Source organism: Nostoc sp. DSM 114160, assembly GCF_053470305.1.
The window spans coordinates 1,082,468-1,109,362 of the sequence record NZ_JBPFGO010000003.1; the positions used below are offsets into that span (position 1 = coordinate 1,082,468).

19 protein-coding genes, 1 tRNA gene and 4 pseudogenes are annotated in these 26,895 nt (G+C 41.6%); 13 read left to right on the plus strand and 11 right to left on the minus strand.

The window, feature by feature from the left end; genetic code table 11:
* Positions 1 to 365 precede the first annotated feature (365 nt).
* The 4 genes and pseudogenes from tgt to psbM all read left to right on the plus strand — a co-directional run bounded on the left by tgt (position 366) and on the right by psbM (position 2,578).
* A pseudogene (gene tgt, locus NSTCB13_RS29995) lies at positions 366 to 1,515 on the plus strand (tRNA guanosine(34) transglycosylase Tgt).
* Positions 1,516 to 1,593: 78 nt separating this feature from the next.
* The gene (locus NSTCB13_RS30000; protein ID WP_006195022.1) at positions 1,594 to 1,731 is read left to right on the plus strand and encodes a photosystem II reaction center protein K; all 138 of its coding nucleotides are present in this window, start codon (positions 1,594 to 1,596) and stop codon (positions 1,729 to 1,731) included.
* A 185-nt stretch (positions 1,732 to 1,916) separates the two neighbouring features.
* Positions 1,917 to 2,213, plus strand: a complete 297-nt coding sequence (locus NSTCB13_RS30005; protein WP_322676274.1) for a 2Fe-2S iron-sulfur cluster-binding protein — start codon at positions 1,917 to 1,919, stop codon at positions 2,211 to 2,213.
* Positions 2,214 to 2,461: 248 nt separating this feature from the next.
* Positions 2,462 to 2,578, plus strand: coding sequence for a photosystem II reaction center protein PsbM (psbM, locus tag NSTCB13_RS30010; protein WP_084227279.1), 117 nt, complete (start codon positions 2,462 to 2,464; stop codon positions 2,576 to 2,578).
* A 176-nt stretch (positions 2,579 to 2,754) separates the two neighbouring features.
* Here psbM and NSTCB13_RS30015 read toward each other — a convergent pair whose 3' ends face one another.
* Positions 2,755 to 3,606, minus strand: a complete 852-nt coding sequence (locus NSTCB13_RS30015; RefSeq protein WP_322638453.1) for a universal stress protein — start codon at positions 3,604 to 3,606, stop codon at positions 2,755 to 2,757.
* A gap of 488 nt (positions 3,607 to 4,094) precedes the next feature.
* Between NSTCB13_RS30015 and NSTCB13_RS30020 the strand changes: the two genes are divergently transcribed.
* A complete protein-coding gene (locus NSTCB13_RS30020) occupies positions 4,095 to 5,093 on the plus strand; it encodes a WD40 repeat domain-containing protein (protein ID WP_448274756.1) in 999 nt (332 codons plus the stop codon).
* A gap of 67 nt (positions 5,094 to 5,160) precedes the next feature.
* Here the strand turns inward: NSTCB13_RS30020 and NSTCB13_RS30025 are convergent, their stop codons facing one another.
* The 5 genes and pseudogenes from NSTCB13_RS30025 to psbZ form a co-directional block, all read right to left on the minus strand.
* The gene (locus NSTCB13_RS30025; RefSeq protein ID WP_448274757.1) at positions 5,161 to 6,423 is read right to left on the minus strand and encodes a glutamate-5-semialdehyde dehydrogenase; all 1,263 of its coding nucleotides are present in this window, start codon (positions 6,421 to 6,423) and stop codon (positions 5,161 to 5,163) included.
* Between the two features lie 4 nt (positions 6,424 to 6,427).
* Complete coding sequence (locus tag NSTCB13_RS30030; RefSeq protein WP_094348002.1) at positions 6,428 to 6,835, minus strand: hypothetical protein; 408 nt, start codon at positions 6,833 to 6,835, stop codon at positions 6,428 to 6,430.
* A gap of 680 nt (positions 6,836 to 7,515) precedes the next feature.
* Positions 7,516 to 7,587, minus strand: a tRNA-Gly gene (locus NSTCB13_RS30035).
* 112 nt (positions 7,588 to 7,699) lie between these two features.
* A complete protein-coding gene (ribH, locus tag NSTCB13_RS30040; RefSeq protein ID WP_099103015.1) occupies positions 7,700 to 8,278 on the minus strand; it encodes a 6,7-dimethyl-8-ribityllumazine synthase in 579 nt (192 codons plus the stop codon).
* Positions 8,279 to 8,465: 187 nt separating this feature from the next.
* Positions 8,466 to 8,655: pseudogene (psbZ, locus tag NSTCB13_RS30045) on the minus strand (photosystem II reaction center protein PsbZ).
* A gap of 277 nt (positions 8,656 to 8,932) precedes the next feature.
* On the opposite strand from psbZ, the pseudogene NSTCB13_RS30050 reads away from it, so the two are divergent.
* A pseudogene (locus NSTCB13_RS30050) lies at positions 8,933 to 11,675 on the plus strand (CBS domain-containing protein).
* Between the two features lie 12 nt (positions 11,676 to 11,687).
* Here NSTCB13_RS30050 and NSTCB13_RS30055 read toward each other — a convergent pair.
* Positions 11,688 to 12,368 (minus strand): Uma2 family endonuclease, encoded by a 681-nt coding sequence (locus NSTCB13_RS30055; protein WP_448274758.1) that lies wholly within the window; start codon positions 12,366 to 12,368, stop codon positions 11,688 to 11,690.
* Between the two features lie 370 nt (positions 12,369 to 12,738).
* On the opposite strand from NSTCB13_RS30055, the gene NSTCB13_RS30060 reads away from it, so the two are divergent.
* The 5 genes and pseudogenes from NSTCB13_RS30060 to NSTCB13_RS30080 all read left to right on the plus strand — a co-directional run bounded on the left by NSTCB13_RS30060 (position 12,739) and on the right by NSTCB13_RS30080 (position 18,312).
* Positions 12,739 to 14,088: an ATP-binding cassette domain-containing protein gene (locus NSTCB13_RS30060; RefSeq protein ID WP_448274759.1), complete on the plus strand. Its 1,350-nt coding sequence runs from the start codon at positions 12,739 to 12,741 to the stop codon at positions 14,086 to 14,088.
* Positions 14,089 to 14,480: 392 nt separating this feature from the next.
* Positions 14,481 to 14,807 (plus strand): DUF6825 family protein, encoded by a 327-nt coding sequence (locus NSTCB13_RS30065; RefSeq protein WP_448274760.1) that lies wholly within the window; start codon positions 14,481 to 14,483, stop codon positions 14,805 to 14,807.
* A gap of 161 nt (positions 14,808 to 14,968) precedes the next feature.
* Positions 14,969 to 16,655, plus strand: a pseudogene (locus tag NSTCB13_RS30070) (ABC1 kinase family protein).
* Positions 16,656 to 16,671: 16 nt separating this feature from the next.
* Entirely contained in the window at positions 16,672 to 17,409 is a 738-nt protein-coding gene (locus tag NSTCB13_RS30075; RefSeq protein WP_448274761.1) for a Stp1/IreP family PP2C-type Ser/Thr phosphatase, read from the plus strand.
* 705 nt (positions 17,410 to 18,114) lie between these two features.
* The gene (locus NSTCB13_RS30080) at positions 18,115 to 18,312 is read left to right on the plus strand and encodes an NblA/ycf18 family protein (protein ID WP_041565841.1); all 198 of its coding nucleotides are present in this window, start codon (positions 18,115 to 18,117) and stop codon (positions 18,310 to 18,312) included.
* A gap of 459 nt (positions 18,313 to 18,771) precedes the next feature.
* Here the strand turns inward: NSTCB13_RS30080 and NSTCB13_RS30085 are convergent, their stop codons facing one another.
* From NSTCB13_RS30085 to NSTCB13_RS30100, 4 genes are all read right to left on the minus strand, one after another.
* Complete coding sequence (locus tag NSTCB13_RS30085; protein ID WP_448266310.1) at positions 18,772 to 20,325, minus strand: serine/threonine-protein kinase; 1,554 nt, start codon at positions 20,323 to 20,325, stop codon at positions 18,772 to 18,774.
* A 526-nt stretch (positions 20,326 to 20,851) separates the two neighbouring features.
* Positions 20,852 to 21,865, minus strand: coding sequence for a glycosyltransferase family 2 protein (locus NSTCB13_RS30090; protein WP_448266311.1), 1,014 nt, complete (start codon positions 21,863 to 21,865; stop codon positions 20,852 to 20,854).
* A gap of 224 nt (positions 21,866 to 22,089) precedes the next feature.
* A complete protein-coding gene (locus NSTCB13_RS30095) occupies positions 22,090 to 22,536 on the minus strand; it encodes a hypothetical protein (protein WP_094348018.1) in 447 nt (148 codons plus the stop codon).
* Between the two features lie 119 nt (positions 22,537 to 22,655).
* A complete protein-coding gene (locus NSTCB13_RS30100; RefSeq protein ID WP_448270144.1) occupies positions 22,656 to 23,963 on the minus strand; it encodes an anhydro-N-acetylmuramic acid kinase in 1,308 nt (435 codons plus the stop codon).
* A gap of 494 nt (positions 23,964 to 24,457) precedes the next feature.
* Between NSTCB13_RS30100 and NSTCB13_RS30105 the strand changes: the two genes are divergently transcribed.
* Positions 24,458 to 25,219, plus strand: a complete 762-nt coding sequence (locus NSTCB13_RS30105) for an Npun_F0296 family exosortase-dependent surface protein (protein WP_445626790.1) — start codon at positions 24,458 to 24,460, stop codon at positions 25,217 to 25,219.
* Between the two features lie 445 nt (positions 25,220 to 25,664).
* The gene (locus NSTCB13_RS30110; protein WP_448274762.1) at positions 25,665 to 26,867 is read left to right on the plus strand and encodes an argininosuccinate synthase; all 1,203 of its coding nucleotides are present in this window, start codon (positions 25,665 to 25,667) and stop codon (positions 26,865 to 26,867) included.
* Positions 26,868 to 26,895: the final 28 nt, after the last annotated feature.

The following is a 26,895-nucleotide window of genomic DNA, read 5'->3' on the forward strand; positions in this document are numbered from 1 at the left end:
TTAGAGTATATACTCGTAAAGTTGGTAACTAGGTTAGTAATGAATGCTTAAGTGTTCGCTAAAACTAAACTACCAATCTTGATGTTTGTCCATAATTTAGCCAAATATGATTAATTTTGCCCTAATACCATTTGGTTTTATGGCGCTAGTACCGCAAGGCAAAAGTCAAAAGTCACTCATGCTTGAATTTTGGGCTTTCTGGCTGTAATGAAATGGTAGGTTTATTTTTGCTGCGTTGTACTAGTTATGGATTTTTGAAACTCTTTATCAATTAGTGTTTCACAATCCAAAATCGTTCGACTGAGCGACTTGCCTTGAGCGAAGTCGAGGTAAGCCGAAGTCTAAAATCTAAAATTCCAAATGGCATGAGTGCGAATTTTTCTTTTCAATGTCTTGCTTGCTGTAGTCAGACAAAAGCTAGAGCAGGAGTGTTTTTCACTCCTCACGGTCTTGTAGAAACCCCCAGATTTATGCCAGTAGGAACGCTGGCAAATGTGAAAACTATTACTCCATCTCAGTTACGAGATACTGGGGCGCAAATGATCTTATCCAATACTTATCATCTTCACCTACAACCAGGGGAAGCGATCGTGGCTGGGGGTGGTGGGTTGCATAAATTTATGGGTTGGAACGGGTCCAATGCTCACAGATTCGGGTGGGTTTCAGGTCTTTAGCTTAAGCGAGATGCGAAAAATTACTGAAGAAGGCGTAACTTTTCGCTCGCCCCATGATGGACAAATTATTAACTTAACACCAGAGCGCTCCATTCAGATTCAAAATACTTTGGGGGCTGATGTGATTATGGCCTTTGATGAGTGTCCGCCCTACCCAGCTACTCGCCAAGAGGTAGAAACTGCAACTGAGCGCACTTACCGCTGGTTAGAACGCTGTATAACAGCTCATCAACGCAGCGATCAGGCGTTGTTTGGGATTGTGCAAGGGGGGGTGTATTTGGATTTGCGTTGCCGTGCGGCGGAAGCTTTGGCTAAGTTAGATTTGCCCGGATATGCCATTGGTGGCGTGAGTGTGGGAGAACCGCCAGAATTGATGGCTGAGATTGTCAAAGTAACAGCACCGCTTCTACCCCCCGAAAAGCCGCGTTACTTGATGGGTGTGGGTACTTATCGGGAAATGGCGATCGCGATCGCATCTGGTATAGATTTATTTGATTGCGTCATTCCCACCCGCTGGGCAAGACATGGTACGGCGATAGTCCAAGGCGGACGCTGGAATTTAAAAAATGCTAAGTTTCGTGAAGATTTTACGCCCTTAGATGAAACTTGCCCCTGTTACACTTGTCAAAATTTTAGCCGTGCTTACATATCTCATTTGGTGCGATCGCAGGAAATTTTGGCTTATACCTTGTTGAGCATTCACAACATTACCGAACTAATTCGCTTTACGCAAAAAATTAGAGAAGCAATATTGAGCGATCGCTTTGTCGCAGAATTTGGTCACTGGCTCAACTCATCTGAATCAGCATCAGATGAGAGTGAAATTACAAATGACTATTGACCAATAATCGAGACTCAAACCATGTTAAGATACTTCTCAATTATGAAAGCTGTGTTGGATAGGTGGATTTAAACAAATATGGAAGCAGCACTTTTATTAGCAAAACTGCCTGAAGCTTACCAAATCTTCGATCCTTTGGTAGACGTTCTCCCAGTTATCCCGGTATTCTTCTTGTTGCTTGCTTTCGTTTGGCAAGCAGCTGTGGGATTTAGATAAGTTAATCTATTGTTCAATTTATAGGACAGGTAGACTACCTGTCCTATTTTTTTGCAGTGTCGTGTTTGATAAAATTAATATTTATTAATATTTTGCAATGAATTATTATAATAAATAAGATATTAATCAAGCTATGTCAATATGAAGCCTTGAAAGCCAAGCTTACAGTCAAGGAGGAATCAGTTATGGGTAATATCAAATTCGTTAAAGAAAATAAAGAAGTAGTGGCAGCAGATGGTGCTAATCTCCGGCTCAAGGCGATACAAAATGGCATTGACATATATACATTGATTGGCAAAATGACCAATTGCGGTGGTTATGGTCAGTGTGGTACTTGTGTTGTGGAGATAGTCGAAGGACTAGAAAATCTTTCCCCCCGCACAGATGTAGAAAACCGGAAATTTAAGAAAAAGCCAGAAAATTACCGCCTTGCCTGTCAAACTTTAGTGAATGGCTCAGTCAGCGTAGTCACGAAGCCTTAAGTTCTCAAATCTGTCATGTATCCAGTCAGTAGTCAAAATACTTACCAAAATTGAGTTTTCTCTCTACGAGACGCTACGCCGACATTTTGAATACTTCGACAAGCTACCTCGGCTACGGTTCCATCGAGCGGAGTCGAGATGCTCGGCACAAGTCAGTACAAGTTTTGAATTTTGAATTGGTATAACTCTGTCATCGATAATGCTATCCTAATGTTGTTGACTGGAAATTTAAGAGAGGCTTTCTTGCCATGCAAGTTAATGACCTGGGGTTCATAGCGAGCATTTTGTTCGTACTAGTCCCTGCTGTGTTTTTACTAATTCTGTACATCCAAACTGCTAGCCGCGAAGGTGGAAAAGATAGTTAAGAGTTTGTGTATAAAATAAATAACCCCTGCGCTAATAGTGTAGGGGTTTTTATTTATCAACTATCCATTTAGTGCTGTTAGCGTAGCCTGTGCTGAGTGCCCAATAGTAAAGACAAGAAAAATCTTACTTCTTTACTATTTTATTACAACAATTATTATACTCAGCACTGTTTACTTTAAGCGATTGTCCGCGCTAACAATACTGGACAAGTGGCATTGACTCGAACATAGTCAGACAAAGAAGATCCGATGAGCCGATCTATATCAACAAAACTCTTAGCGATCGATGGACGACGATCTGGAGAACCGAGCAATAATAAGTCTATATTCAACTCTTCTGCCAATCGACAAATTTCTTCACCAGGTTTGCCACTGCTGATATAAGAACGAGATTGGATGCCTTGTTTCTGAGCTTCTGCAACAGCAGCTGCTAAAACTGGATATTTGTCGGAATTAACCTGGGTGATTTCTGATTTTTTACCGCCAAAATCTGTACTAATATTTGCCAAAATTAACTCGCCACCTGGAATATCTCGCAGTAAAAACAATGCCAATTTCAAGCAATTTTTTGCTGAATCAGAATTGTCTATTGCCACCATAATGCGCTTAATTCTTTTAACATAAATGTCATCTTTTACCAGCAACATGGGGCGAGAAGATAGCTGGAAAACATACTGACTGACTGAGTTCGATAAAATCGATTGCAGCCGCTTTAGTCCGCGTGAACCCATAATAATCAAGTCAGCATCGATTTCATCAGCGACCTGGCAAACCACATCTTTAGGGTCCCCTTCACGCAAAATTGAAGAAACTTGGCTAGGATCTAAGTTCAAAGTTTGAATGGCATTCGCCAGAATTTTACCCCCATTTTCCCATTTAGTTGTCATGGTAGCAGCAGCATTTTGTGCTTGCACAACATGCAAAATCGTAACTTTTGCAGATTGAATTGAAGGGATTTCTTTCAGGGTTTTAAGCATTTCTTCTGCGTGTCCCAATCCCGATACAGCCAGCAAAATTCTTCTGATCATTTTACGTAATTTTTGTGAAGTTTACTTTTGTTTTCGCTGTTGGTACTTGGCTCTGGTCGGATTTTCACCACCTTGTTTGACAGCCTAGTTAGTAAGTTGACACAAATAAACTTTGATTTCTTAGTATTTAACACTCAAATAAATGACAAAGGATAAAAAACTAAACAAATATTTAAGTTTATTTGCACTTAGTTACTTAAACTTTTAACTAGACTTCAACTATTCAGCATACTCTTAACTTAGTCTAATGAACTTAATAAATTATGATGTTAGTTATTATTTTTAATCTATGTTTACTTTTGTTAATTATAAATAAGTTAAGTATTGCAAATAAATGCCAAAATAACTCTATAGTAAAATTGATTTAGTATAACCTTGAACAGGCGATCGCTTCTCGACTTGATATAGTCTACACTTCTCCTAAATCTCCCATATTCTCTACTTTTTTAAGTCTTTTGTAATTTTGGTAACTCAGAAAAGATGCAGTTTTGCTAGGAATTGAAAAAGTTAAGCAATTTCTGACGCATGGAAGGGTTGAACAAAAAATCGATGCCCTTCTAGATGCTTTTGAGTATGGGGAAGCTGGCTTAGACTTGATTATTCAAGCTTTACAAAACTCAGAGGTTAATGTTCAAGAAGCAGCTTATTGGTTACTTCAGGAAAGTACAGAGCCAAGAACTAAACTGGCATTACAGCTATATAACCCATATTTATTTTCTGAGTATCTTTTGACTATTGAAAGGTATACAGATGAAGTTCGCAGGATAGCTTCTGTAGATATAAGCCAAGAGTTACAAACTTTAGTTACTGGTAATTATAACAACACAATTCAAGTGTGGAATATGCAAACGCAACAAGTAATATGCACATTCCAGCCAGAAACTACGAAGGAATTCGATCAAATCGCGATCGCACCCAATAATCGCGTTTTAGGACTTTGGCATTGTCTTGATTTGGCTGAAGTGTGGGATTTAAAAATAGAGCAGAAGATTTTCAGTACAAATATCCAGTCTGAGGAATTTTGGAGAGTTTCTTTTAGCCCAGATGGTCAAACTTTTGTAAGTACTCGTGATGGCTATGAACTAACATTTTGGGATGTTAATGAACAAAAGATAACACCTTCTATTTTTATCCCCGAAAATATTCATCGCCGTATTCCCATCTACTCAAATTCGCAAATATTAGTGACTGAAGAACAAGGCTTTGACCAAAACTATGAAATATGGGATTGGCAAACCCAACAAGTAATTTGCACCTTAAGTCTTTCAGGGTATATGCCTGTAATTACTGTCAGCCGCGATCGACGTTTTTTACTTAGTGGTAGTCGAGAAAATGGAATTATTAAAGTGTGGAATATTCTTACAGGACATGAACTTTGTAGTCTCACAAGTCATTCATCGTCAATTACTCGCCTTACAATTAGCTCAGATGGACAGAGACTATTTGTTTGGAGTGGAGACAGCACCGTTGAGGTGTGGGGAATTTAATTTTTCACGGTGATTGAGATAGTTTTACTTCAAAATTCAGGATTATATTATATAAATTACGAATTATTTAAAATCTGCCATTCCCCTGAACAATGTGTTTAACGGTGGTCAAGGTTTCCAGGCTGATAAATCCCCGGCGATGACCTTTTTGATTAGACATGCCGAGAAATACTGAATCTCCCCGCGAAGGGTTGCGGGAAAAACGCGGGGAAGTGTTGATGTAGGTAGAGGCACTGTTAACTCCCAAGGCAAACTGCCGACTTTCCTGATAGGATTCAGTCACGATGGAGTCGGCATGACCACTGCTGTATTCATTAATCCAGGCGATCGCACTCTCTAAGCTATCCACCAGTTTAAAAGCTACTGTCCTCGTTAAATAAGGGTTTCCCCATTCGCCTTCTTTTACCAGCTGCAACTGAGGAAAGGCTTGGACTAGTTCTGCATCCCCTTTAATTTCAAAGCCTTTTTCCATCAAGCTGTTCCACAAGACAGCTAAAGATGATGGCAAGGCTTGACGATGAATTAGCACTTTTTCAATGGCGTTAACTCGATCGGGTTCACTTTGATGACTATTAAGAATCATCCAGCGTACCATTTCTAAGCTGCTATTGGGCGACCAATAAAGGTAACAGTTACCCATCGCCGACTTTAAAACTGGGCAAGTTGACTGTCGGACTACTTGCTGCACTAAGCTAGAACGTCCGTAAGGAATAACTAAATTCACGTACTGGTCTTGGGTAACTAGATCGCGAACTGAAGCCCCATGTTCTGCTGTAATCATTTCTAGACAGCCCGGAGCTAGACCAACTTCTGCGATCGCATTTTGCAGTACCTCAGCGATGACCGCGTTAGAATGGCTAGCTTCGGTGCTGCCTTTGAGAATTATACAATTACCAGTTTTGATACAAAAACCCGCTGCGATCGCTCCTAAATCGGGAAAAGCCTCATAAATAAATCCAATCACTCCCAAGGGCATTAACTGGGTGTAACTTTGGGAATCTTCTAGTTGATAATCAGCGGTTCTGACGCGTCGCAGCGGATCTGATAATTCCCCCAACCGTTGTAAAATGTCTACTGTCATCTCTAGTCTTGTGGGAGTCAGCTTCAGCCAGTCCAATATCAGCTCAGGCACTGCCATTTCCCGACTGGCTTCTAAATCCAAGGTATTGGCTTCTAGAATGTCATCAAATGAGCGCTCAATCGCCTTAGCCATTGCCAATACTGCACGACTCCGGTCTGCTCCCTTTGTGAGCGCCAGCTTTAGGGAAGCTTGATAGGCTCGTTGGGCACTAGTAATCGGTTCGGGGTAGTCATCCAATTCAACAGTCATTGAGTTAACGTCTGTAGGTAAGCCAGACCATTAGTGCTGGTAAGATAGCCAATAGCACCGCCACCATTGCCCAAGCAATAATGCTGGAACCATTTGCCAATCGCAGTGCTAATGGCAGCCATATAATCACTAGCACGAAAATAATCCCCAGCGCTATAGGCAAATAGCTTTCTCCCAAGCGGGGATGGACAACATGCCAACTATTTCCCATCCAACGCCAAGCCCGTTTGTAGGGATAGGTGGTGGAAAGCTGTTCTAGGACATGACCATTATCTTCTACAACAAAGATTTGCTGACAGCGATCGCAACCAAATGCTTCTGTCAGCGTAATCGGAATTAACTGACCCCGGCGACGACAGGGACAGGGGTATTCGGTATTGAAATCGATTTTTTCGGGTTTTTGAGATTGCACAAGCGTTCTAATAACTTGAGCGTGTTTTACACGAACTACGAGAATATAATGCCTTGATCAACACCTTAAAGGCTTCTGTCTTTATATACATAGAAAGGCGATACAAACATTGCCTTGATTAAAAATAGTAGATGCCGCTAACTTTAAGTATACTATTTGCCAAATTAGTACAGAGTTATCTATTTGTAATCTTTCCTCATAGCTGGCGGTCTTGTTTAAAAATTTCCTTCTCTTCATCTGTTGTTTTCAAGGTAATGTGGTTGCGTTTTTGGTGATTTATTATGCTGACATACCCGATCCAATTTTAAGCATAGGTGGCGATTCGCTTCTAAAGCAAATTCTTTGGGAAGGCTACACTCGTAAACAAAACACATCAACAGACCCGCTAATTTTGCTTTGGGTCACTATATATTAATATCAGTTCTCAAGGTTAGATCGCCATTATGTCCAATCTCTATTCCTTGGAGTTCGCAATCGTTTGCAAAGCCGGAATTGCTAAAACATCTATATACAGTGTGTAAATCTTTGTCCAAATATATAGATTCTGACTAACTTTGATTGACCTGCCCAGCTTTGGAGCGGTTTACAAGAGTGCAGAGCTAATCTACGTACACTTCAACGCACCCTAAAAACACTAAACCTCTTAGAATTCTTAATAAATTCAAGAGGTTTTAGTTGGAAGCGGGTAACGCGATTCGAACGCGCGACATTCACCTTGGCAAGGTGACGCTCTACCACTGAGCTATACCCGCGATCATCACCCAAATATTAATATCTCAGATTTATCTGTAATTGTCAACCCCCTAGTTAGTCATTAGTCATTAGTCATTAGTGAATAACAAAAGACAAATGACTAATGACAGACTAGCCGAGTTCTTCTGACTCCAAAGTTAAATTGCCAACGCTGGCACTTGGAAAAGAAGGTGGCAGAGACTGGCTATTACGAGAATATGGCTCTGCCAGGTTAGAACGCAGTTGACGCATCAGGCTAGCCATTTCTAAGGCATTCAGGGCGTAATCCCAGCCATGATTACCTTTTATGCCTGCCCGTTCTAGGGCTTGCTGCATAGTATCTACTGTCAAAATGCCAAAAATTACTGGCACTCCAGTTTGAAAGCTAGCGGCAGCAATGCCTTTAGAAACCTCTGAGGATACGTAATCAAAATGGGGTGTTTGTCCTCGAATGACTGCGCCAAGACAAATTACAGCATCATAACGATGGGAAAGTGCTAATTGGCGAGCTACTAAAGGTACCTCAAAACTTCCCGGAACCCAAACATAGTCCACTTGATTACCTTGGGGATTAGGGTCTACACCGTGGCGTTTTAAACAATCTTGACATCCCTCTAGCAGCTTTCCGGTAACGAGGTCATTGAATCGACCAATCACCACTGCAAACCGCAAAGGCTCCGTTTGGGTAAAAGTTCCCTCGAAAACTGCCATGACTGCCTCTTTATCAACTATACTTCTGGCCAATATACATTTCTTATTTAAATGTAGAGGAGCAGGAAAGCGCAGTCAAAATGAAGTTAGTAGGAAAAAAATCTTTTGTTTCCCTTAACCTTTGACCTTGGCTTTTCTGCCCCTCTAGTTCTTATATTATGTGCCTGCGCCAGAGCGAAGCCGTCGCCTAAACGACAAAAAAGTTTAACAAGCCAACTAAAAACACCAAACCAATCCAGACCCCCAGAACCAACCCAGAGCAGTTTTTTAGATTCATTCCAGTTTTGGGGAGTGGCGTAAGCAACCGGAACGCCTACAACGAGGACAAAAGACAACAGTACTAGACCTATCAAGGCAAACTGGAATATTATGGTCATTTTTACTTCTCCCAATACAGCGAAATACTAAGGATAGAATATCCTAAAGGGCGACACTGACACTTTCTTATTATTTTTAAGCTAGCAGAAATTGCAACATTTTTGTCATTAGTCATTGGTCATTGGTCATTAGTCATTTGTCCGTTACCAATGCCCAATGTCCAATACAACTCTTAGAGAGGCTGCACTTCGACTACGTTCAGTGACCACGCCAACGGCTTCTCTACGAAACGCTGTTCGCGTTCGGTCAGTACAAGTGCCCAATGACTGTATAACTATGGATTTAATTCTTTGCCACACTACAGCAGATTTTGACGCATTAGGAGCAGCAGTAGGGTTGACACGCCTACTATCGGGAAGCAAGATTGTGCTAACTGGCGGCTCTCATCCTCCTGTACGGGATTTTTTAGCATTGCATCGGGATGAATATCCACTGATTGAACGCCGTTCGGTGAATCCAGAAAAAATTCGCTCTCTAACCGTGGTGGATACACAGCACCGCGATCGCTTGGGTAAAGCTGCTGAGTGGTTAGATTTACCCAATCTGAAAGAGATTATAGTTTATGACCATCACTTAGGACAAGAATCAGATATTCCGGCGACGCGATCGCATATTGACTCGGTAGGAGCCACCACAACTTTAATCGTCGAGCAGTTGCAACAACAGGAAATTTCCTTGACTGCTGCCGAAGCAACTGTGATGGCTTTGGGTATCCACGTTGACACTGGCTCTTTAACATACGATCAGTCCACAGCACGAGATGCCCTAGCTTTGGCTTGGTTGATGCAACAAGGGGCTAGTTTATCAGTAATTTCCACCTACCGCGATCCCGGATTATCTTTGCAATTGCAGCAGCTATTAACTAAATCTCTGGAAAGTTTAGAATCTCTCAGTCTACATGGATATACGGTTGCTTGGGTAACTTTGAAAACTGAGGCTTTTGTGCCAGGGCTATCGAGCCTAGCTTCGGAACTTGTAGAATTAACTGAAATTGATGCCCTACTATTGGCTAATGAGTATCCTTTAGGTGAAGAGGATTCACGCTTAACGGTAATTGGGCGATCGCAAATTCCCAAAACAAATCTTAACCTATTATTCCAACCTCTAGGGGGTGGCGGTCATTCGCAAGCCGCATCTTTAAATCTAAGAGAAGTTGATTCGCAGGCAATATTAAAACAACTTCTTGACGGGATAAAAGCACAAATTCCCCATCCCCTAACTGCGAGGGATTTGATGTCTTCTCCTGTCCGCACGATTCTGCCTGAAACGACAATTGCCGAAGCCCAGCGCATTTTATTACGCTATGGACACTCTGGTTTATTCGTAGTCGATACTCAAGGGCAACTAGTAGGTATTATTTCGCGGCGGGATATTGATATCGCCTTACACCACGGATTTAGTCATGCACCAGTTAAGGGCTACATGACCAAGAATCTCAAAACGATTACACCAGATACGACATTACCACAAATAGAGTCGGTGATGGTGACTTATGATATCGGACGCTTACCAGTATTGGAAAATGAGCAGTTAATGGGCATTGTCACCCGTACTGATGTCTTACGCGAATTACATCAAGAAAGGGATGAAGACCAAGAGGGAGAGCAAAAATTCAAAATTCAAAATGACGCTTACAGAGTCGCTAATGCTGCGCTAACAAAATTTAAAATTCCTCTCAGCACTGAATTGCAAAATCGCCTTGCTCCCCAACTATGGCAATTACTCACTACAGCATCGCAAGAGGCAGAAAAACGGGGTTGGCATCTTTATCTAGTGGGCGGTGCGGTGCGGGATTTGCTATTAACAGAAGCAGTAGCGGGCACTTTGATGATTAAAGATATCGATCTTGTGGTTGATGGCTTTCATAAATCAGCAGATGTCGGTGCTGGTGTGGAATTAGCCAAAGCACTCCAACAACTTTACCCTATGGCTCGCTTAGAAATCCACGGGGCTTTTCAAACTGCGGCTTTGTTATGGCACAAAGACCCAGAATTAGATTCTCTCTGGGTAGATATTGCCACTGCGAGAACAGAATTCTATCCTTATCCAGCCGCAAATCCAGAAGTTGAGGCGAGTTCTATTCGTCAAGATTTGTATCGCCGAGATTTTACCATCAACGCCCTCGCCTTGCGCCTGACTTCCCCTCGTACTGGTGAGTTACTCGATTTTTTTGGGGGATTACTAGATTTACAAGCTAAACAAATTCGGGTTTTACACGCCAACAGCTTTATCGAAGACCCCCACCCGCATTTTTCGTGGCGTGCGCTTTGCCGTGCGCTTTGGATTTCAGATAGAATCGCAAACTGAAGAGTTTATCCGCTATGCCATCAACAGTGGTGTTTACGATCGCACTGCTCAAGAGAATAGCAAAACTCCAGCCCTGCAAACTCGACTGAAAACAGAACTAAAACACATCCTAGAAGCTCCCTACTGGAAATCAGCTTTACAGTTACTCGATAACTTAGAGGCATTGCAATGCATCCATCCTACCCTGAAGCTAGACGCAGAACTCTTGCGACAATTACGTTTGCTAGAACGCTGTTTGCGGCGATTTGACCCGAAACCAACTCTGATTCATTGGGAAATGCGTTTAGAAGCGTTAATTGCCCATCTAACACTACAATATCGGGCGAAAGTGGCAAAGAACTTACAACTGCAAGAAGATGGCGTTAAACGCTTGCAAAACTTGGCTTCTGCTCAAACTGAAGTAATGGAATCTTTACCTAAGTGTCAAAGTCCTAGTCAAGTAGTACAGTTGTTGCGACAGTACGATTTACCAATGCTGATTTTAATCGCTGTGCAAAGTCCGCGATCGCTCAGACATCAGATTTGGGAATATTTAACTGTTTGGACTAATGTGCAGCCACTACTGAATGGCAATGATTTAAAGAAACTAGGTTACACACCAGGGCCCCAGTATCGGCAAATATTAGATGATGTAGTTGCTGCTACCTTAGATGGAGTAATTAAAGATAGGACTGAAGCGGAGGAGTTTTTAACACAACACTATCCTAAATGAATTAGCCGTGGTCTAAATTGTATCTGGATCGATATTTAACTCACGCAGTTTTGCTGCCAAACGTTCTGCCTTTTGTTCTGCTTGTTCTGCCGTTTCTTCAGGTGTTGGTACTAGTTGATCATCTCTTGTATAAAACCGCAATAATCCGCGATCGACTCCCAAATATAACCCTAGTTGTTGACTCCACAAATATCCTTGTTCGCTTGCTTGTAGAGGTTGATATTTTCCATCTACTAAATGAAATCCCGCAAATTCTTCTGTATAAGGATCGAACCAAAAATAATCTAACGTGCGGAAAGTATCTTGATAAATTTCTTTTTTTAAACCTTTATCTGTATTCGCTGTTGAGTCAGACAAAATTTCTAGAATTACATTCGGATATTTGCCATCTTCTTCCCAGACTACCCAACTTTTGCGGGTTTTACGTTCAGTTCCCAACACTACAAAAAAGTCTGGGCCTCGGAAGTATTCTGATTTGCGTTGATGTGGACTGTAATAGATAGTCAGATTCCCCGCCGCATAGAAATTATTCCTATCTCGCCACAACCATTCCAGAGATGTTAAAAGTAGGATTATTTGCCGTAAATGCAGTTCGCTTTCCAAGGGTGGTTCATCACTATATAAATCGCCAGGGGGAAATATAACATCTTGGCAGATGCCTTCTTGAGAATCTAATTCTTGAGCTATGGTCATAGAATGAATACGGCATCAAGTAGTTATTAATTTATTTTAGCAGTGTTGTAGTTAGCGATCGCATCCTCGCTTTCCGAAATACCTTAGTGCTACACTGTAGTCAATATCAAACCTCATCACAACTCCAATGAGATAGCACAAATGAAGTAATACCAAACACCTGTTGCACTAAAGCAACAAATGTCAACGAAGAATAAACGCAACTAGTTTGACACGGTTACTTCACATAGTCATGCACTACAAATATTGTCATCACTCCTATCTACATAGAATCGCTTGACGATTGTCTGCGGCTGGTTTTTTGTGTCTAATCTACCCGCAGCTTTTGGAAAAACGCGGGTGGAATTTTGCGAATTGAGGTTTGATAAGAATGCCGAAAAAATCAATATTATTAGCTGAGAATTTAGCCTACGAACTCAGCTTGGACAGAACTTTGTTTCCAAAAATTCAGGTGAGTATCGAAGCAGGCGATCGCATTGCTTTAGTCGGTCGCAACGGGGTAGGAAAATCAACCCTTTTCAAGATACTTGCAGGTCAAATTAACCGATATACAGGTTCAGTTTGCTGTAATGGTATTGTCTATTATTTGCCACAAATCAGCACTATCAGGCAAGAAATTACAGCAGAGACAGTACTTAATTTTTTGATTTCTATCTCTGATGAATGGTGGAAGATTGAGGATATTTTGCAAACACAATTTAACACCAAAGTTGACTTATCTTTACCAATTGCTAACTTGAGTGGTGGAGAACTTACTAAACTGTTTTTGGCAATCGGTTTAGCTCAAGAGCCAAACTTGTTATTGCTCGATGAGCCAACTAATCACATGGATTTGCAAGCATTAGAAAGCCTAAGACAGTTTCTTTTGAATTTCACAGGTGCGTATGTAATTGTCTCTCATAAGCCTTTTTTCTTAGACCAAGTAACAGAAGTTACCTGGGAACTTACACCTGTTGGCTTGAAAATATATGGCGGTAATTTCTCGTACTATCGAGAACAGAAAGCAATAGAGTTAGAAGCAGCATTGCGATCGCACGAAGTCGCCAGAAAGGAACTCAAACGCGCTCAAAGTGCTGCTATGCAAGAACAACAGCGTGCAGCCCAATCTCAGCGCAATGGTCGTCCTAAGTTTCTCGATGGTAGTATCGACACAACAGCAGCCGGAGCGATGAAAAGAAAAGCTGAAATATCAGCCGGAACTGCGAAAAAGAAACATGAAGCCGCAGTGGCTAAAGCTAATCAAAAAGTTGTAGATACCAAGGTAAAAACCACAAAAGTAACAAGTATCCAACTAGAAGAAAAAAGCCAAAAGCGCAAAAACTTAATTGATATTCAAGGTGCAAATCTTAAGATATCAGAAAGGGTACTTTTACACAATATTCAGTTGCATGTTTCTTCTGGCGATCGCATAGCCATTATCGGCGCAAACGGTTCTGGTAAATCGAGTTTGGTCAAAGCAATTTTGGGGATGGAAAACCAAACGGCGGTTTTAGAATCTGGTGAGGTTTTGCTTGCACCAGCGATGAAAGCTGTATATCTCGATCAAACCTACAAATTAGTAAATCGTAAATACACAATTCTGGAAAATATGCAAGTAGCTAATCCCAATCTCAGCTATCAGCTTTTACGCCAACAGCTAGGACACTTTTTGTTTAAATACGATAATGTTCATAAAAGCGCCTCTGTACTGAGTGGAGGTGAATTAGCAAGATTAGCGTAGGCGTAGCCCGCCGCAGGCATCGCTATAATCAGTATCTCAGAAATCGATCTACTGATTCTTGATGAGCCAACTAATAACCTAGATATTGAAACTGTTGAACAAATAGTATTAGGTATCAATGATTACCAAGGAGCGCTCTGGGTAATTTCCCACGATATAGATTTCCTCAGCCAGATTAACATTACCCAAGGTTTCAAGTTGAGGGAACAAACTTTGCAAATGACAACTTATTTACCAAGTACACCAGAGCAATATTATCAAGAGTTGCTGGAATACGCTCAATAAAGCGATCGCCTGATGTAAATTTCTAGTAAATTTCTACCTCAACAACAGAAGCCGTAAAGCATACAGGCAAGTTATAATTCTCTTGCGGTGCAACGTAACAAAAATTTATGAGTAACCCCCTTGTACAAGCCTTTTTCGTAGGCAGAGCGGTAGCAGAAGTAGTTAATGAGCGTTTAGAGGTCGCCTTGACCGATGCTTTGAGCGATCTGGGCAAATTTGATGCAGAAGCTAGAGAGCAACTGCGCCAATTTACAGAAGAAGTTTTAGAGCGAGCAAATCGGTCAGCAGAAGCAGCTAATGCAGGTCAACCTACCCCAGGTACTGGGCAAGCCAGTTCTGATTCAGGTGATTTGCAAGCAGAGATTGATGAATTACGAGCTGAAATTGCCCTGTTACGAACAGAATTGCAACATTATCGTAGAACTTCTGCATAAATTTTAGTCATTGGTCATTGGTCATTAGTCATTAGGCTAAGAATTATGCACAAATGACAATTGGACTTTGGACAAATGACACTTAAAAAAAGAATAGTTTAGAAATCAGAGTGTCTTTTCTTCCAAGTGATTCGATCGCAAACCAACGGTAAACAAAGTATATGGAACAAGGTTATTCAGAGAAGGCATACCGTTGGAATCGGGAAAAATACTCTAGCAAACGGCGTTTTGTGGACATTTGGTCTTTTGTCTTGACCTTATTGTTCAAACTTTGGCTATACAACAAATCTTGGAGTTATGCAGGTGGTGTAACTGATGTAAAGCAAGCTGCAAGACGCAAAACCCAAGCAGTCTGGATTCGCAATACTCTATTGGATTTAGGACCAACCTTCATCAAAGTTGGGCAACTGTTTTCTACCCGTGCTGATATATTCCCTGGTGAATATGTAGAAGAACTAGCCAAATTACAAGACAAAGTACCCGCATTTAGTTATGAGCAAGTAGAAGCGATCGTTGAGAAAGAACTAGGCAAGAAAATTCCTGAACTTTTCCATAATTTTGAACCTATTCCCTTAGCTGCTGCTAGCTTGGGGCAAGTACACAAAGCTGTACTACATACTGGAGAATCAGTTGTTGTTAAGGTGCAACGTCCTGGGCTAAAGAAGTTATTTGAAATAGATTTACAGATTCTCAAAGGAATTACCCGCTACTTTCAAAACCATCCTAAATGGGGACGTGGACGAGATTGGTTGGGTATTTACGAAGAATGTTGTCGGATTCTTTGGGAAGAAATTGATTATCTTAACGAAGGTCGTAACGCCGATACTTTTCGCCGGAACTTTCGCGGCTATGATTGGGTGAGCGTCCCCAGAATATACTGGCGTTACGCTACTTCCAGAGTTCTGACTTTGGAATATCTCCCTGGAATTAAAATTAGCCAATACGAAGCTTTAGAAGCAGCGGGTTTGGATCGAAAAGCGATCGCTCGTCAAGGCGCTCAAGCCTACTTACTACAATTACTCAATAGTGGCTTTTTCCACGCCGATCCTCACCCAGGTAATATTGCCGTCAGTGCAAATGGCGCTCTGATATTTTATGATTTCGGCATGATGGGGCGGATTCAGTCCAACATCCGCGAAGGATTGATGGAAACACTTTTTGGCATTGCTCAAAAAGATGGCGATCGCGTTGTGCAATCTCTGATCGATTTAGGTGCGATCGCCCCAACTGATGATATGGGCCCAGTACGGCGTTCCGTGCAGTATATGCTGGATCATTTCATGGATAAGCCCTTTGAAAATCAATCAGTCGCAGCAATCAGTGACGACCTTTACGAAATAGCTTATAATCAGCCATTTAGATTTCCAGCAACTTTCACTTTCGTGATGCGAGCCTTTTCTACTTTAGAAGGAGTAGGTAAAGGCTTAGATCCAGAGTTTAACTTTATGGAAGTTGCCCAACCATATGCAATGCAGCTTATAACCGATATGAATGGTTCTGAGGGGAATAGCTTTCTTAACGAATTAAGTCGCCAAGCAGCTCAGGTAAGTAGTACTGCGTTGGGTTTACCACGTAGGTTAGAGGATACGCTAGAAAAGCTAGAACGGGGAGATATGCGCTTGCGCGTTCGGGTCTATAGAAACCGAACGCCTGCTGCGGCGGCAGAGCAGTATTCAGCTCTCAATAAGTTATGCTCTGTTAATCAGCGGTTTCACGCTTTCAGCTACTATTTTAGTGGTTAAGGATTATCTCTGGTTGGCACTGCTGCCTGGTTTAATTGCAGCGGCGCTTTCAGCGATTCTGATCCGATTACTTTTACGCCTCGACCGTTACGATCGTATGTATTAATTGTTGCAAAAAATTTATGAAACTTAATTTCACGGGTTTTAGCGATCCGGGACTTATTCGTTCTAATAATCAGGATGCTTACTATATCGACCCAGAAGGACGATTTTTCGTTGTCGCCGATGGTATGGGTGGTCATGCCGGAGGTGAAGAGGCAAGCCGGATTGCTACAGGAGAAATTCAGGCGTATTTGGTAGCAAATTGGGAAACTTCTAAATCTTCTCAAGAATTACTAGAGCAAGCTTTGTGGGTTGCCAATGAAGCGATTTTGCAAGACCAGCAAAATCATCCCGAACGCGCCGATATGGGGACAACTGTTGTAGCAGTAATTTTTCGCTCCCCAGAGTCGCCTTGGTGCGCTCATGTTGGCGATTCACGGCTGTATCGCTTCCGCGAGTCGCACTTAGAACAGGTGACGGAAGACCACACTTGGGTAGCACGAGCAATCAAAATCGGTGACATCACCTTAGATGAAGCACGATTACATCCTTTTCGCCATGTATTATCGCGCTGTTTGGGGCGTGAAGACTTGCATCAAATTGATGTGCAACCACTAGATGTAAAAGTTGGCGATCGCTTGCTCTTATGTAGTGATGGTCTTACAGAAGAACTTGTCGAGCAAAAGATTGCTAACTGCCTCCAAGATAGTCCTTGGCTTAATAAAGCCGCCATCTCTCTTGTTGAGGCTGCCAAAGAGCATGGAGGGCACGATAACATCACAGTTGTCATCGTCTCGCTTGAAGAAAATAGTCATTAGTCATTGGTCATTGGTCATTGGTAACGGACAAATGACAAAGGACATAGGCGCGCCAGCGGCTACTCTTCGAGAACGCCAAGGGCGAACCCGCAGGGTAGGACAAATAACTAATCTGGTAAATATACTCAGTAATTTGTTCAGCGTGAGCATTTTTCCTTTTTACAATTTGATACAAATATTTTTAGCCTCTAAAATCACCCAAAGAGGCTAAATTTGTATAAATTGGGAAATTGACATCTTGCACGTAATAAGGTAAAGCGACTATAATTCACGCTTATTACCATTAATTCCCCAACCTCCTTACAATTTCCCTGCCCGAAGCTTCTTCCACGCTTGCGGAGACAGCATCTTAGGCTTTTTAAACACAAAGACTAAGACGGGTTTTGCATAGCACCAAATATTCTCTTTAAAGGATATTTGTGCAAAGCAGGAATGAATGAGGGAGGTAGTTATACCTATCTAAGACCAAATAGAGCTTATTTTCCGGAATATGGTTCAGCTGACTTGGGTGGTATATCAGTAGGATTAGATGCAAGATATCAAAGCAGAAAAAAGTCCACACTTTGGATGTGGGCAATCTGTCAAACAATTGTTATCTTTCGTAATACGGAGGAACAAATGTTGGACAGATATAAGTCCAAATATTATCCCATTTGGACTTCTGTAAGCGATATCACCTTTACGCGTTGTTTTTTCGGAGTAATTATGAATCAACCAATGAAACTATCCTTGGAACAGCAATTCAGCATCTGCTCATTTGCTACTCAGGTGCAAAATATGAGCCACGATCAAGCTAAAGATTTTTTAGTCAAGCTCTATGAGCAAATGGTCGTGCGCGAGGCAACTTATCAAGAGCTTCTTAAGCATCAGTGGGGCTTAGATTCAGGTTCCACTATGGCATAGAGTCGTTCTAATGTCGCAGTGGGCGACCTCCTTCTCTTGCTTGGTTCCAAGGAGGAAAAGAGCTGGGGATGCCGGGGCGTCAACTTCGATAAGTAATTCTACAAGATGGCGCAAAAGTTCAATTCCCGAAATTAATTAAGAATGAATAAACATTGTCTACGGCATATCTGATTGGAGTCTAGACTAACTTTAGCATTGCAGGCTAAAACTGTTGTTTGCTTTAGCCAAACTTCTTGTTGTTTCGTCTAGTAAGGAAATCAAACCTGCACAAATTGACAATCCACTGGAATATTTGCAGAGGAAGATTCAGAGATAATTTGTATACCACTGCTTTAGCAGCTAGTGATTTCACTCTTTATACATATAACTAGAAGTTAGATATTTATATATATTTTGTTTATAAAACGTTACATTCTGAGAGCGACCACCTATGAAACACGTAACATTAAGAAATTATGCCTAGCTGGAAAGATCGTATGGAGAATCTGTATCTATACTTTCCAGTTTTGTTATAATCTGAGGCTTAATCTTTTCGTACTCGTTTTTGAGTAAACTTTTACTAATTTGCGGGTCGGCAGAGGACATCAACGTATTGCTCATTGCGACCCACTCTTGCAGTCGTTGCCGTTGGGCAGAAGCGACGCTGGAAAGTAAGATGTGGGTACAGGGATTTGGTGCTTCTCGTGCAAAGAATAGGAGGCGGTAGTAACCTGTGTGCTGTAGTAACCGGGCAATTTCTTGACCAAGGCTGGTTTTGAAATCGATATAATAAGGCAACCATTTAGCGCCATGCTTGCGATTGTAGATGACAGTAATCCATAGCAGCATGGGATGGGGGATAGAGATGAACAGAAATTGGTTATAGCGGGTACAGAGTAAGCGTTTTTGAATTTCCTCTTGCGGTAGCATCACCCACAAAGCTGGTAAAACCTCCCCATTGGTATGAATGGGCTGGGGAAACACAATATCGGCAATTGGTTTATTTTTGGGCCAGGAAATGGCACGAGCAATTTCATCGTTTGACCAGGATGCCCGCAAATCGGCTTTGGTCTTTTGTTCAAGCTCGCTGCTAGCTGTAGTAGTAGGAACTAGGGAATGGCTGGCTTGCTGAATTTTGCGTGTATGCTCAGGCTTTTCTAAAGATGCTAAAACTCTGAGGATTTCAGTAATACTTTGAGGGCGATCGCGTGCTACTTTAGCTAGACAACTCATCACCAAATTTTCAATTTCTTTTGGTAGTTCTAATCCAGGCACAGCCTCAGCAAAAGAACGTGGTTTTTGATAATGATGTGTTTTATACCACGCACCAAAAGAGTGAGTTGGTGCCACCAGTGGCATTTTGCCTGTGAGCATCTCAAACATCATGACACCCAAACTATAAATATCAGCACGATTGTCTAATTCTTTACCCTCCATCTGTTCGGGAGAAGAATAAGCCAATGTCCCCAAATAAAATTTTGTATGGTCGCCATCTGACTGTAATAACTTAGCAATACCAAAATCTAGAACCTTGACCAATTCTCCAAAACTGGGATCTTGAATCACCAGCATATTGCTTGGCTTGACATCGCGATGGATAATTGGGCAAATAGCGCCATCAACTGGGATGCCATCATGGGCGCACTGTAACCCCAGGCTGAGTTGACGCGCCATACTGAGGAATCTTGTTAAAGGTAATCGTTGCTTGCGAATAATATTGTTCAGGCTTTGTCCTTGTAAGTATTCCATAACGTAGAATGGGGTGTTATTGTCATCTACGCCGTAGTCCATAACTCGGACAATATGGATACTTTTTTGCCCTAGTAAAGCACAGGTTTTTGCTTCTCGCTCAAAACGGTCTTGCAATCGCATCTTTTCATTTTGGATTGATAGAGCCAGAAACTTAACTGCAACAGGTACACCTCCCAACAATGTATCTTTAGCACGATAAACCCGACCCATTGCTCCAGTACCGATTAACTCTTGGAGTTGGTAGCGTTTGCTGAGTAAGCGACCAATGTTGGGGTCTGACATAGAAAATTCGACTCCAAAAGCAGGTTGTAAATGTTTGGGAGGACAAGTGCATTCAAAAATTGTAGTGTAGTTTTAGTTTGCCCAATTTTGACTAATGCGCTATCACTCTTGGCATCTCCTCTTCTCTACGAGACGTTGCTTTGTGTTGAGAGAAGACGGCATTAGTTTGGCTACACCAAGACTTACGCAACTGGCATAAGCAATAGCGTGCGGAGCGCGCCGACTGCCTAAAAACTAAGCAATTGACATAGCAATATCTGGACGTTTTAACTGCCCAATTAAATAATTTGACAACAAACCATGTTTAATTTGATAACTTGATATACAAGCCCTTGCTGCAAATTTTTCACAGGTTAACAAACCCTGAAATTCGCATTACTTTACGAAGTAGACTTAGTTTATGTAATAACGAATTATATTCATCCAATACTTTTAAAACATTTTCTGATTACCTAACAATCTTTTTAACCTTCCAGCTAATTATTACTATGTAATGATGCATTATTTATAGGTAATCTGTAATACTTTAAGTGTGATATTTTCGTTTTTTGTGCTGATTAGGATATATATCAAAACTTGATTTATTATTCATCAAATAGTATTGAATTCGACGTTCGACAATACCATTAAATCGTGACATAAAATCATAAAAGAAACCCGGATATTTCCTGATTTCTGTGAATGCTGTTAACCATTTTCTTTGTTTTATAGGTTCTACAACTTGAAGATAAGCTAGATTTTTCTTATAGACTGACAGATTATAAGATAGAGCACGCATTAGAGTAGGATTCTTTTTCACAATGTCTTGTTGCATGAAAGAAGTAGTAGTTTTGCAGTATTGAATTAGACGTGGTAATTGGCTTTGATATACCAGAGAACCAGGGCGTGAACGGTAGAAATAATAGGGTTTTGGCTCAATAAAAAACCTAGCTCCTTTGATTAAGCATTTCATGTCAATCCAAAAATCTTGACCCATTCTAATTTCTTCATCGTACTCGATGCCGTTCTTAATCAAGAATTCTCGTTTGAATAGAGGCTTGCTTAAGCCAAGATGCAACCCTGGTTGCCCATAGACATCAGTTTCCACAAAATAAACGATATCAATTTGGAAGATTTTATCTATACGTTCTCCACTTTCTTGAATCAATGTACTCCAAGGAGATGTTGTACCGTCTTTGATCAAATAAACATCATCAGCAATCATATCTGCATTTGTTTGATTTGCCAGAGACACAAGATTTTCTAATCTTTTGGGAGCATACCAATCATCTGAATCAAGTACAGCAATCCATTCTCCTTGGGCTGCTCTGAAAGCGCGATTACGTGCCGCCGCAGCTCCAAGATTTTGCTGATTAACTATCACTTTGAGACGTCGATCGGTGAAACTTTTAGCGACTTCTACAGTTTTATCACTTGAGCCATCATCGACTATGATAACTTCAATGTCAGTGAGTGTTTGCTTTAAGGCTGACTCTATTGCCTTCCCAATATAAGTTTCAGTATTGTAAGCAGGGATAATAACGGAGACTTTAGGATTCACGAAACTGAACTCCTGACTACATGGTTAGGTAAAAAACTAAAATCCTGACCATAATTTAATCGTTTCTTTTTTACTATACAACTCAGTAGGTCGGTAAGAATAAACAATGAGTGGTTAAAGTTGGGCAGGAGATATTAGGCGTTGGTAAACCAGTGCGTTGTCAGAGTTCTTTGAACGGCGGTTTTTGGCTTAGAAGAACAGCAAAGGGTGAGGTAGGGCTGCTTTTAAGCTGACTGACGCTCTAGGCTAGCTTCCATTGTGTTAGTTAAAAAATGACCAGCTAAGATACCACTACTGAGATAATATGTATCTTGCGAAATCCGGTGTAGGGTTTCAAAGCCACTACGACGCTGACGATCGCCTAGTACCCAGTAACGCTGTACGATCGTATCCAGACCAATCCAGCCTTCACCTTCAACCTGCCCCAAAATATTATGTTGTAGTAAAAAAGTATACTGACGCTCTCCATCATGCAACCGCCCCTTATATTGCAGAGAGATTTCAGAGCGATCGCTGCCTGGGAATATCAGTTTTGTGGCCATAGTAAACCAGTTATCTCGATTCCAAGCGACCAACGTCATACCCTTGACGCTGATTGGCATACCGTTACGTTCTAGCCAATTTCCTTCCATTGCCCAGCGTCCTGGTTCCAATAAAAAAGTATGAGCCACCTTTTATTCCCTGTCTTGCTTGAGTGCCGCCAAAACTACAGTTATAGCAGTGCTAAGTTACCAGTGATGAGTTCGAGAAAAGAATGAAGAAATTTTTTATCTTGTTTATTGTTCTTGACTCAAGACTGACCTTGGTGAATTTCTCCCAAAAGTACTTCTTGAGGTGCACCTGTGGCTGTAGGTAAGTTGCCAGGAATACCTAAATGTCGCCAGTAGGCTAAAACTGCGAAAGCGATCGCTTCTTTAAAATCTGCACTCAAGCCGACTTCATCTGTTGTCGAGACTGGTATCGATCCTAACAACAACTGTAACCTTTGTTTCAAATAAAGATTGCGACTACCACCACCACATAATAGTACTCGTTGTGGCATTTCTGGCAAAAAAGTGCGGTAACTATGAAAAATTGAAGCAACTGTAAGTTCTGTGAGAGTTGCCAGTACGTCAGCCGGATTGAGTTGGTATGCTTGAGCATCTTTTAAACACTGATGCAAGTAAGTCACACCAAATAATTCGCGTCCAGTGGATTTGGGTGGCGGTAGATGAAAGTAGTCTTGGTTGAGCCATTGTTCTACTAATTGATGGCAAGGAGTACCACTTGCTGCCCAATTGCCATCTTCATCATAAGTTTTAGCACCACCGCTTAAATGCTCCACCGCTAGATCCAACAGACTATTTCCTGGGCCAGTATCCCAACCACGAATTTTTGAGAGCCAGTCTCCATACCGAGGCGGAATATAAGCAACATTGCCAATACCACCAATGTTTTGAATACAACGCCCCTCCTGGGAATGACTGAGTAAATAAGCATCGACTCTGGGCACGAGAGGCGCACCATGACCACCAATAGCAATATCAGCAACGCGGAAGTTGCTCACAGTCGCAATGTTCGTAAGATAGGCAATTAATGCACCTCGCCCTAGTTGAAGACTGTAACCCAAGGGACTGCCCAGTGCTGTTAACGGATAGCTAGAGTTTAGCCCGTGGGTAGCGATCGTTTCTCTCCCCCTGCTCCCCTGCTCCTCGGTCACTGAGCGTAGCCGTTCGCGCCGCGTCTCGTAGAGAAGTGCTGCTCCCCCTGCTCCCTCTTTGGGTGGTCGATGATAAACCGTTTGACCGTGGGAACCAATGAGAGTGGCGCGCTGATGACCAATTTGAATATTTTGAGCGGCTTGGGCAAAGACTTGGGCGATCGCATCATCTATTTCCGCTAATTCTGCCATTGAGATGGCAGCGCCTGCACCAACTGCTAATATTTTTTCTCTGAGTTGGGCTGGATAAGGATATGTTGCCCCGGCTAGCAACTCAACTTTGAGATCCAATTCTGTACCGGAAACCTCTACCAACGCAGCGTCTATGCCATCTACGGATGTGCCACTAATTAAACCAATAACGCGAGTAGGGACAACAGCTTTTTCAGTTGGATGCATCGCTCGATATTCTTTTGTTGATTGCAAGAGTTTAGTTTAATTCATGTTAATAGCTATGTCAAAACACTCAGGTTGCATAGTTGATTACAGAAGAAAAAGTAAATAGAGCGACGGAAGAATCTCAAAATCAATAGCAATGACCCCGAATCTATTTATATTGACCAGCAAACAAATAATTTAAAACAATTTTGTTTGTTATCTTGATCGATCCTTAATCAGGACAACATCCGAATATACAAATTCTTAATATATGCAGGCTAACTTTACAACTTTTTTACCTTCAGATAAATAACAGATATCCTATCCACTTTTCCTGCAAGTGAAACTACTGATTTCTGTTCAAAAATAGGGCAAATTCTTGGCTAAATCTAGGGATTTTTCAATAAATCCAAATCCAGTAGTTTCATCCTATTGTTTCTTCTATAAGACACTACATAATGAATCCAAGTCGCAAACGAACTTTTCAACAATTAAAAATACAGAATTTCAAGATTATGTCTCTTACAAAAATTGCTTGTATCGCTGCTCTATCCTTATCTGCAATCTCCTCATTTATCTATGCAGGTTCTGCTCAGGCTATTTCCTTCCAAATAACCACTGGCATTGCAGGCCCTAATGGAGAAACTGACCAAGGTGCTTTTTCTGAGTTTACTCAACTTCCCGGTACGACAACTGTTAACTTCAATAATGGTCAAGCACCAACCACTGGTTTTGCTAAATACTCATTTGAGAATAACAGTGGAACCAGCAGTGTGAGGTCAGATGTATGGGCACCTGCTGGGGCAAATGGTGAAGTCAATAATGGGAATTATTTGGCAGTTTTCAACGGCGATAAAGTCACAATTAACCTTGCAAGTTCCCTCAATTATTTCGGTATTGACTGGGGAGCTATTAGTTCTGGTAACGTTTTTTCCTTCTACAATGGCGATAATCTAATCAAATCATTTACAACAGAGGATGTGAACCCAGTTGCTCCAATTCGTGCATCACAGCATGGCGGTGAAGGAAATGGCTACCTTCACTTCTACTCAGATAGTAGCAACGACATTTTCAACAAGATTGTCATTACCCAAACAGGTGGTGGTGGATTTGAAAGCGACAACCATTCTTTCCATCTAGGAACTGACAAATTTACAGGTTTTGATCCTAAGTCTGTTCCTGAGCCTAGTATTACATTAGGTATGCTGGCTGTAGGTGGTATGTTTCTACGCAAGCGCAAGAACGAAAAGTTACAAACTGTAAGACAATCTCATTAAATATATCAATCTGAGCTCAGTAAGATTTTCTCTATAGTCTAACCTTAGCCTGTAGAAGGATTTCAAAACTTAGTTAATATTAAATACAAATCAGGGCGAGTTTACTTAGGTAAACTCGCCCTAATACATTTGCCATTTATAATCAGGGCTTCTTCTACGGTCAATGCTACGCGCAGCAAGCTGAGAAAATTTTCTTTAACTAGACTTTTTATTCATGCAAAATTGGGAGAAGGGGTTGAGGGATGTAGCAAGATCCGGTAGGGTGGGCAAATTTTACATTTCATTTGTGCAAGAGGTCTACTCAATACTGCTTAGAGCTTAACCAAACTGTATTGAGAGTGAACCGTAATTTTGACTCCTATAGGTTATTGCATGAATAAAATATACGTGGATTAGTTTAGATATAATAATGACTCATTCTTTGTTGTCCTAACTGGAGAAATTAATGGGTCGCGCCAAAAAGGTTGTCCTGGCATATTCTGGCGGAGTGGATACCTCAGTTTGCATCCCCTACCTCAAGCAGGAGTGGGGTGTGGAAGAGGTGATTACCCTAGCAGCAGATTTAGGTCAGGGAGATGAATTAGAGCCAATCAGAGAAAAAGCTCTGAAATCGGGTGCAAGTGAATCCCTAGTGGCAGATGTCAAAGACAGCTTCGTTAAAGATTACGCCTTTGGAGCGATTCAAGCCAACGCCCTTTATGAAAATCGTTATCCTCTAGGAACCGCCCTAGCTCGTCCACTGATTGCCAAAATATTAGTAGAAACAGCCGAAAAATATGGTGCTGATGCGATCGCTCACGGTTGCACCGGTAAAGGCAACGATCAGGTTCGCTTTGATGTCTCTGTCACCGCCTTAAACCCCAACCTGAAGATCCTCGCACCAGCCAGAGAATGGGGGATGAGTCGTGAGGAAACGATCGCTTATGGGGAAAAGTTTGGTATTCCCTCACCAGTTAAAAAATCTTCTCCCTATAGTATTGACAAGAATTTGCTTGGTCGGAGTATTGAAGCTGGTTTACTCGAAGATCCGTCATTTGAGCCACCAGAAGAAATTTATGAGATGACCAAAGCGATCGCTCAGACTCCCAACGAGCCACAGTACATCGAAATTGGTTTCCAGGGTGGTATTCCTATAACCCTCAACGGTATAGCCAAAAAGCCAGTTGAGCTAATTGAAGAACTCAATCAGATGGTAGGAAATCACGGCATCGGCCGGATCGATATGATTGAAAACCGTCTGGTGGGGATCAAATCGCGGGAAATCTACGAATCACCCGCAATGTTGGTGCTAATTCAAGCACATAAAGATTTAGAAAGCTTGACTTTAACGGCAGATGTCACCCATTACAAGCGTGGGATTGAAGAAACTTACAGCCAAATAGTTTACAACGGTTTGTGGTACAGTCCACTCAAAGTTGCACTCGATGCCTTTATTCAAAGGACACAAGAGCAAGTCTCTGGAACTGTACGAGTGAAGTTGTTCAAGGGCAACTCTACGATAGTTGGGCGTTCGAGCGATAATTCTCTCTATACTCCTGATTTGGCAACCTACGGAGCCGAAGACAAATTTGACCACAAAGCCGCTGAAGGCTTTATCTATGTTTGGGGACTACCGACTCGCATTTGGTCAAAGCAGATTAGGAGTTAGAAGTAGAGACGCGATTAATCGCGTCTCT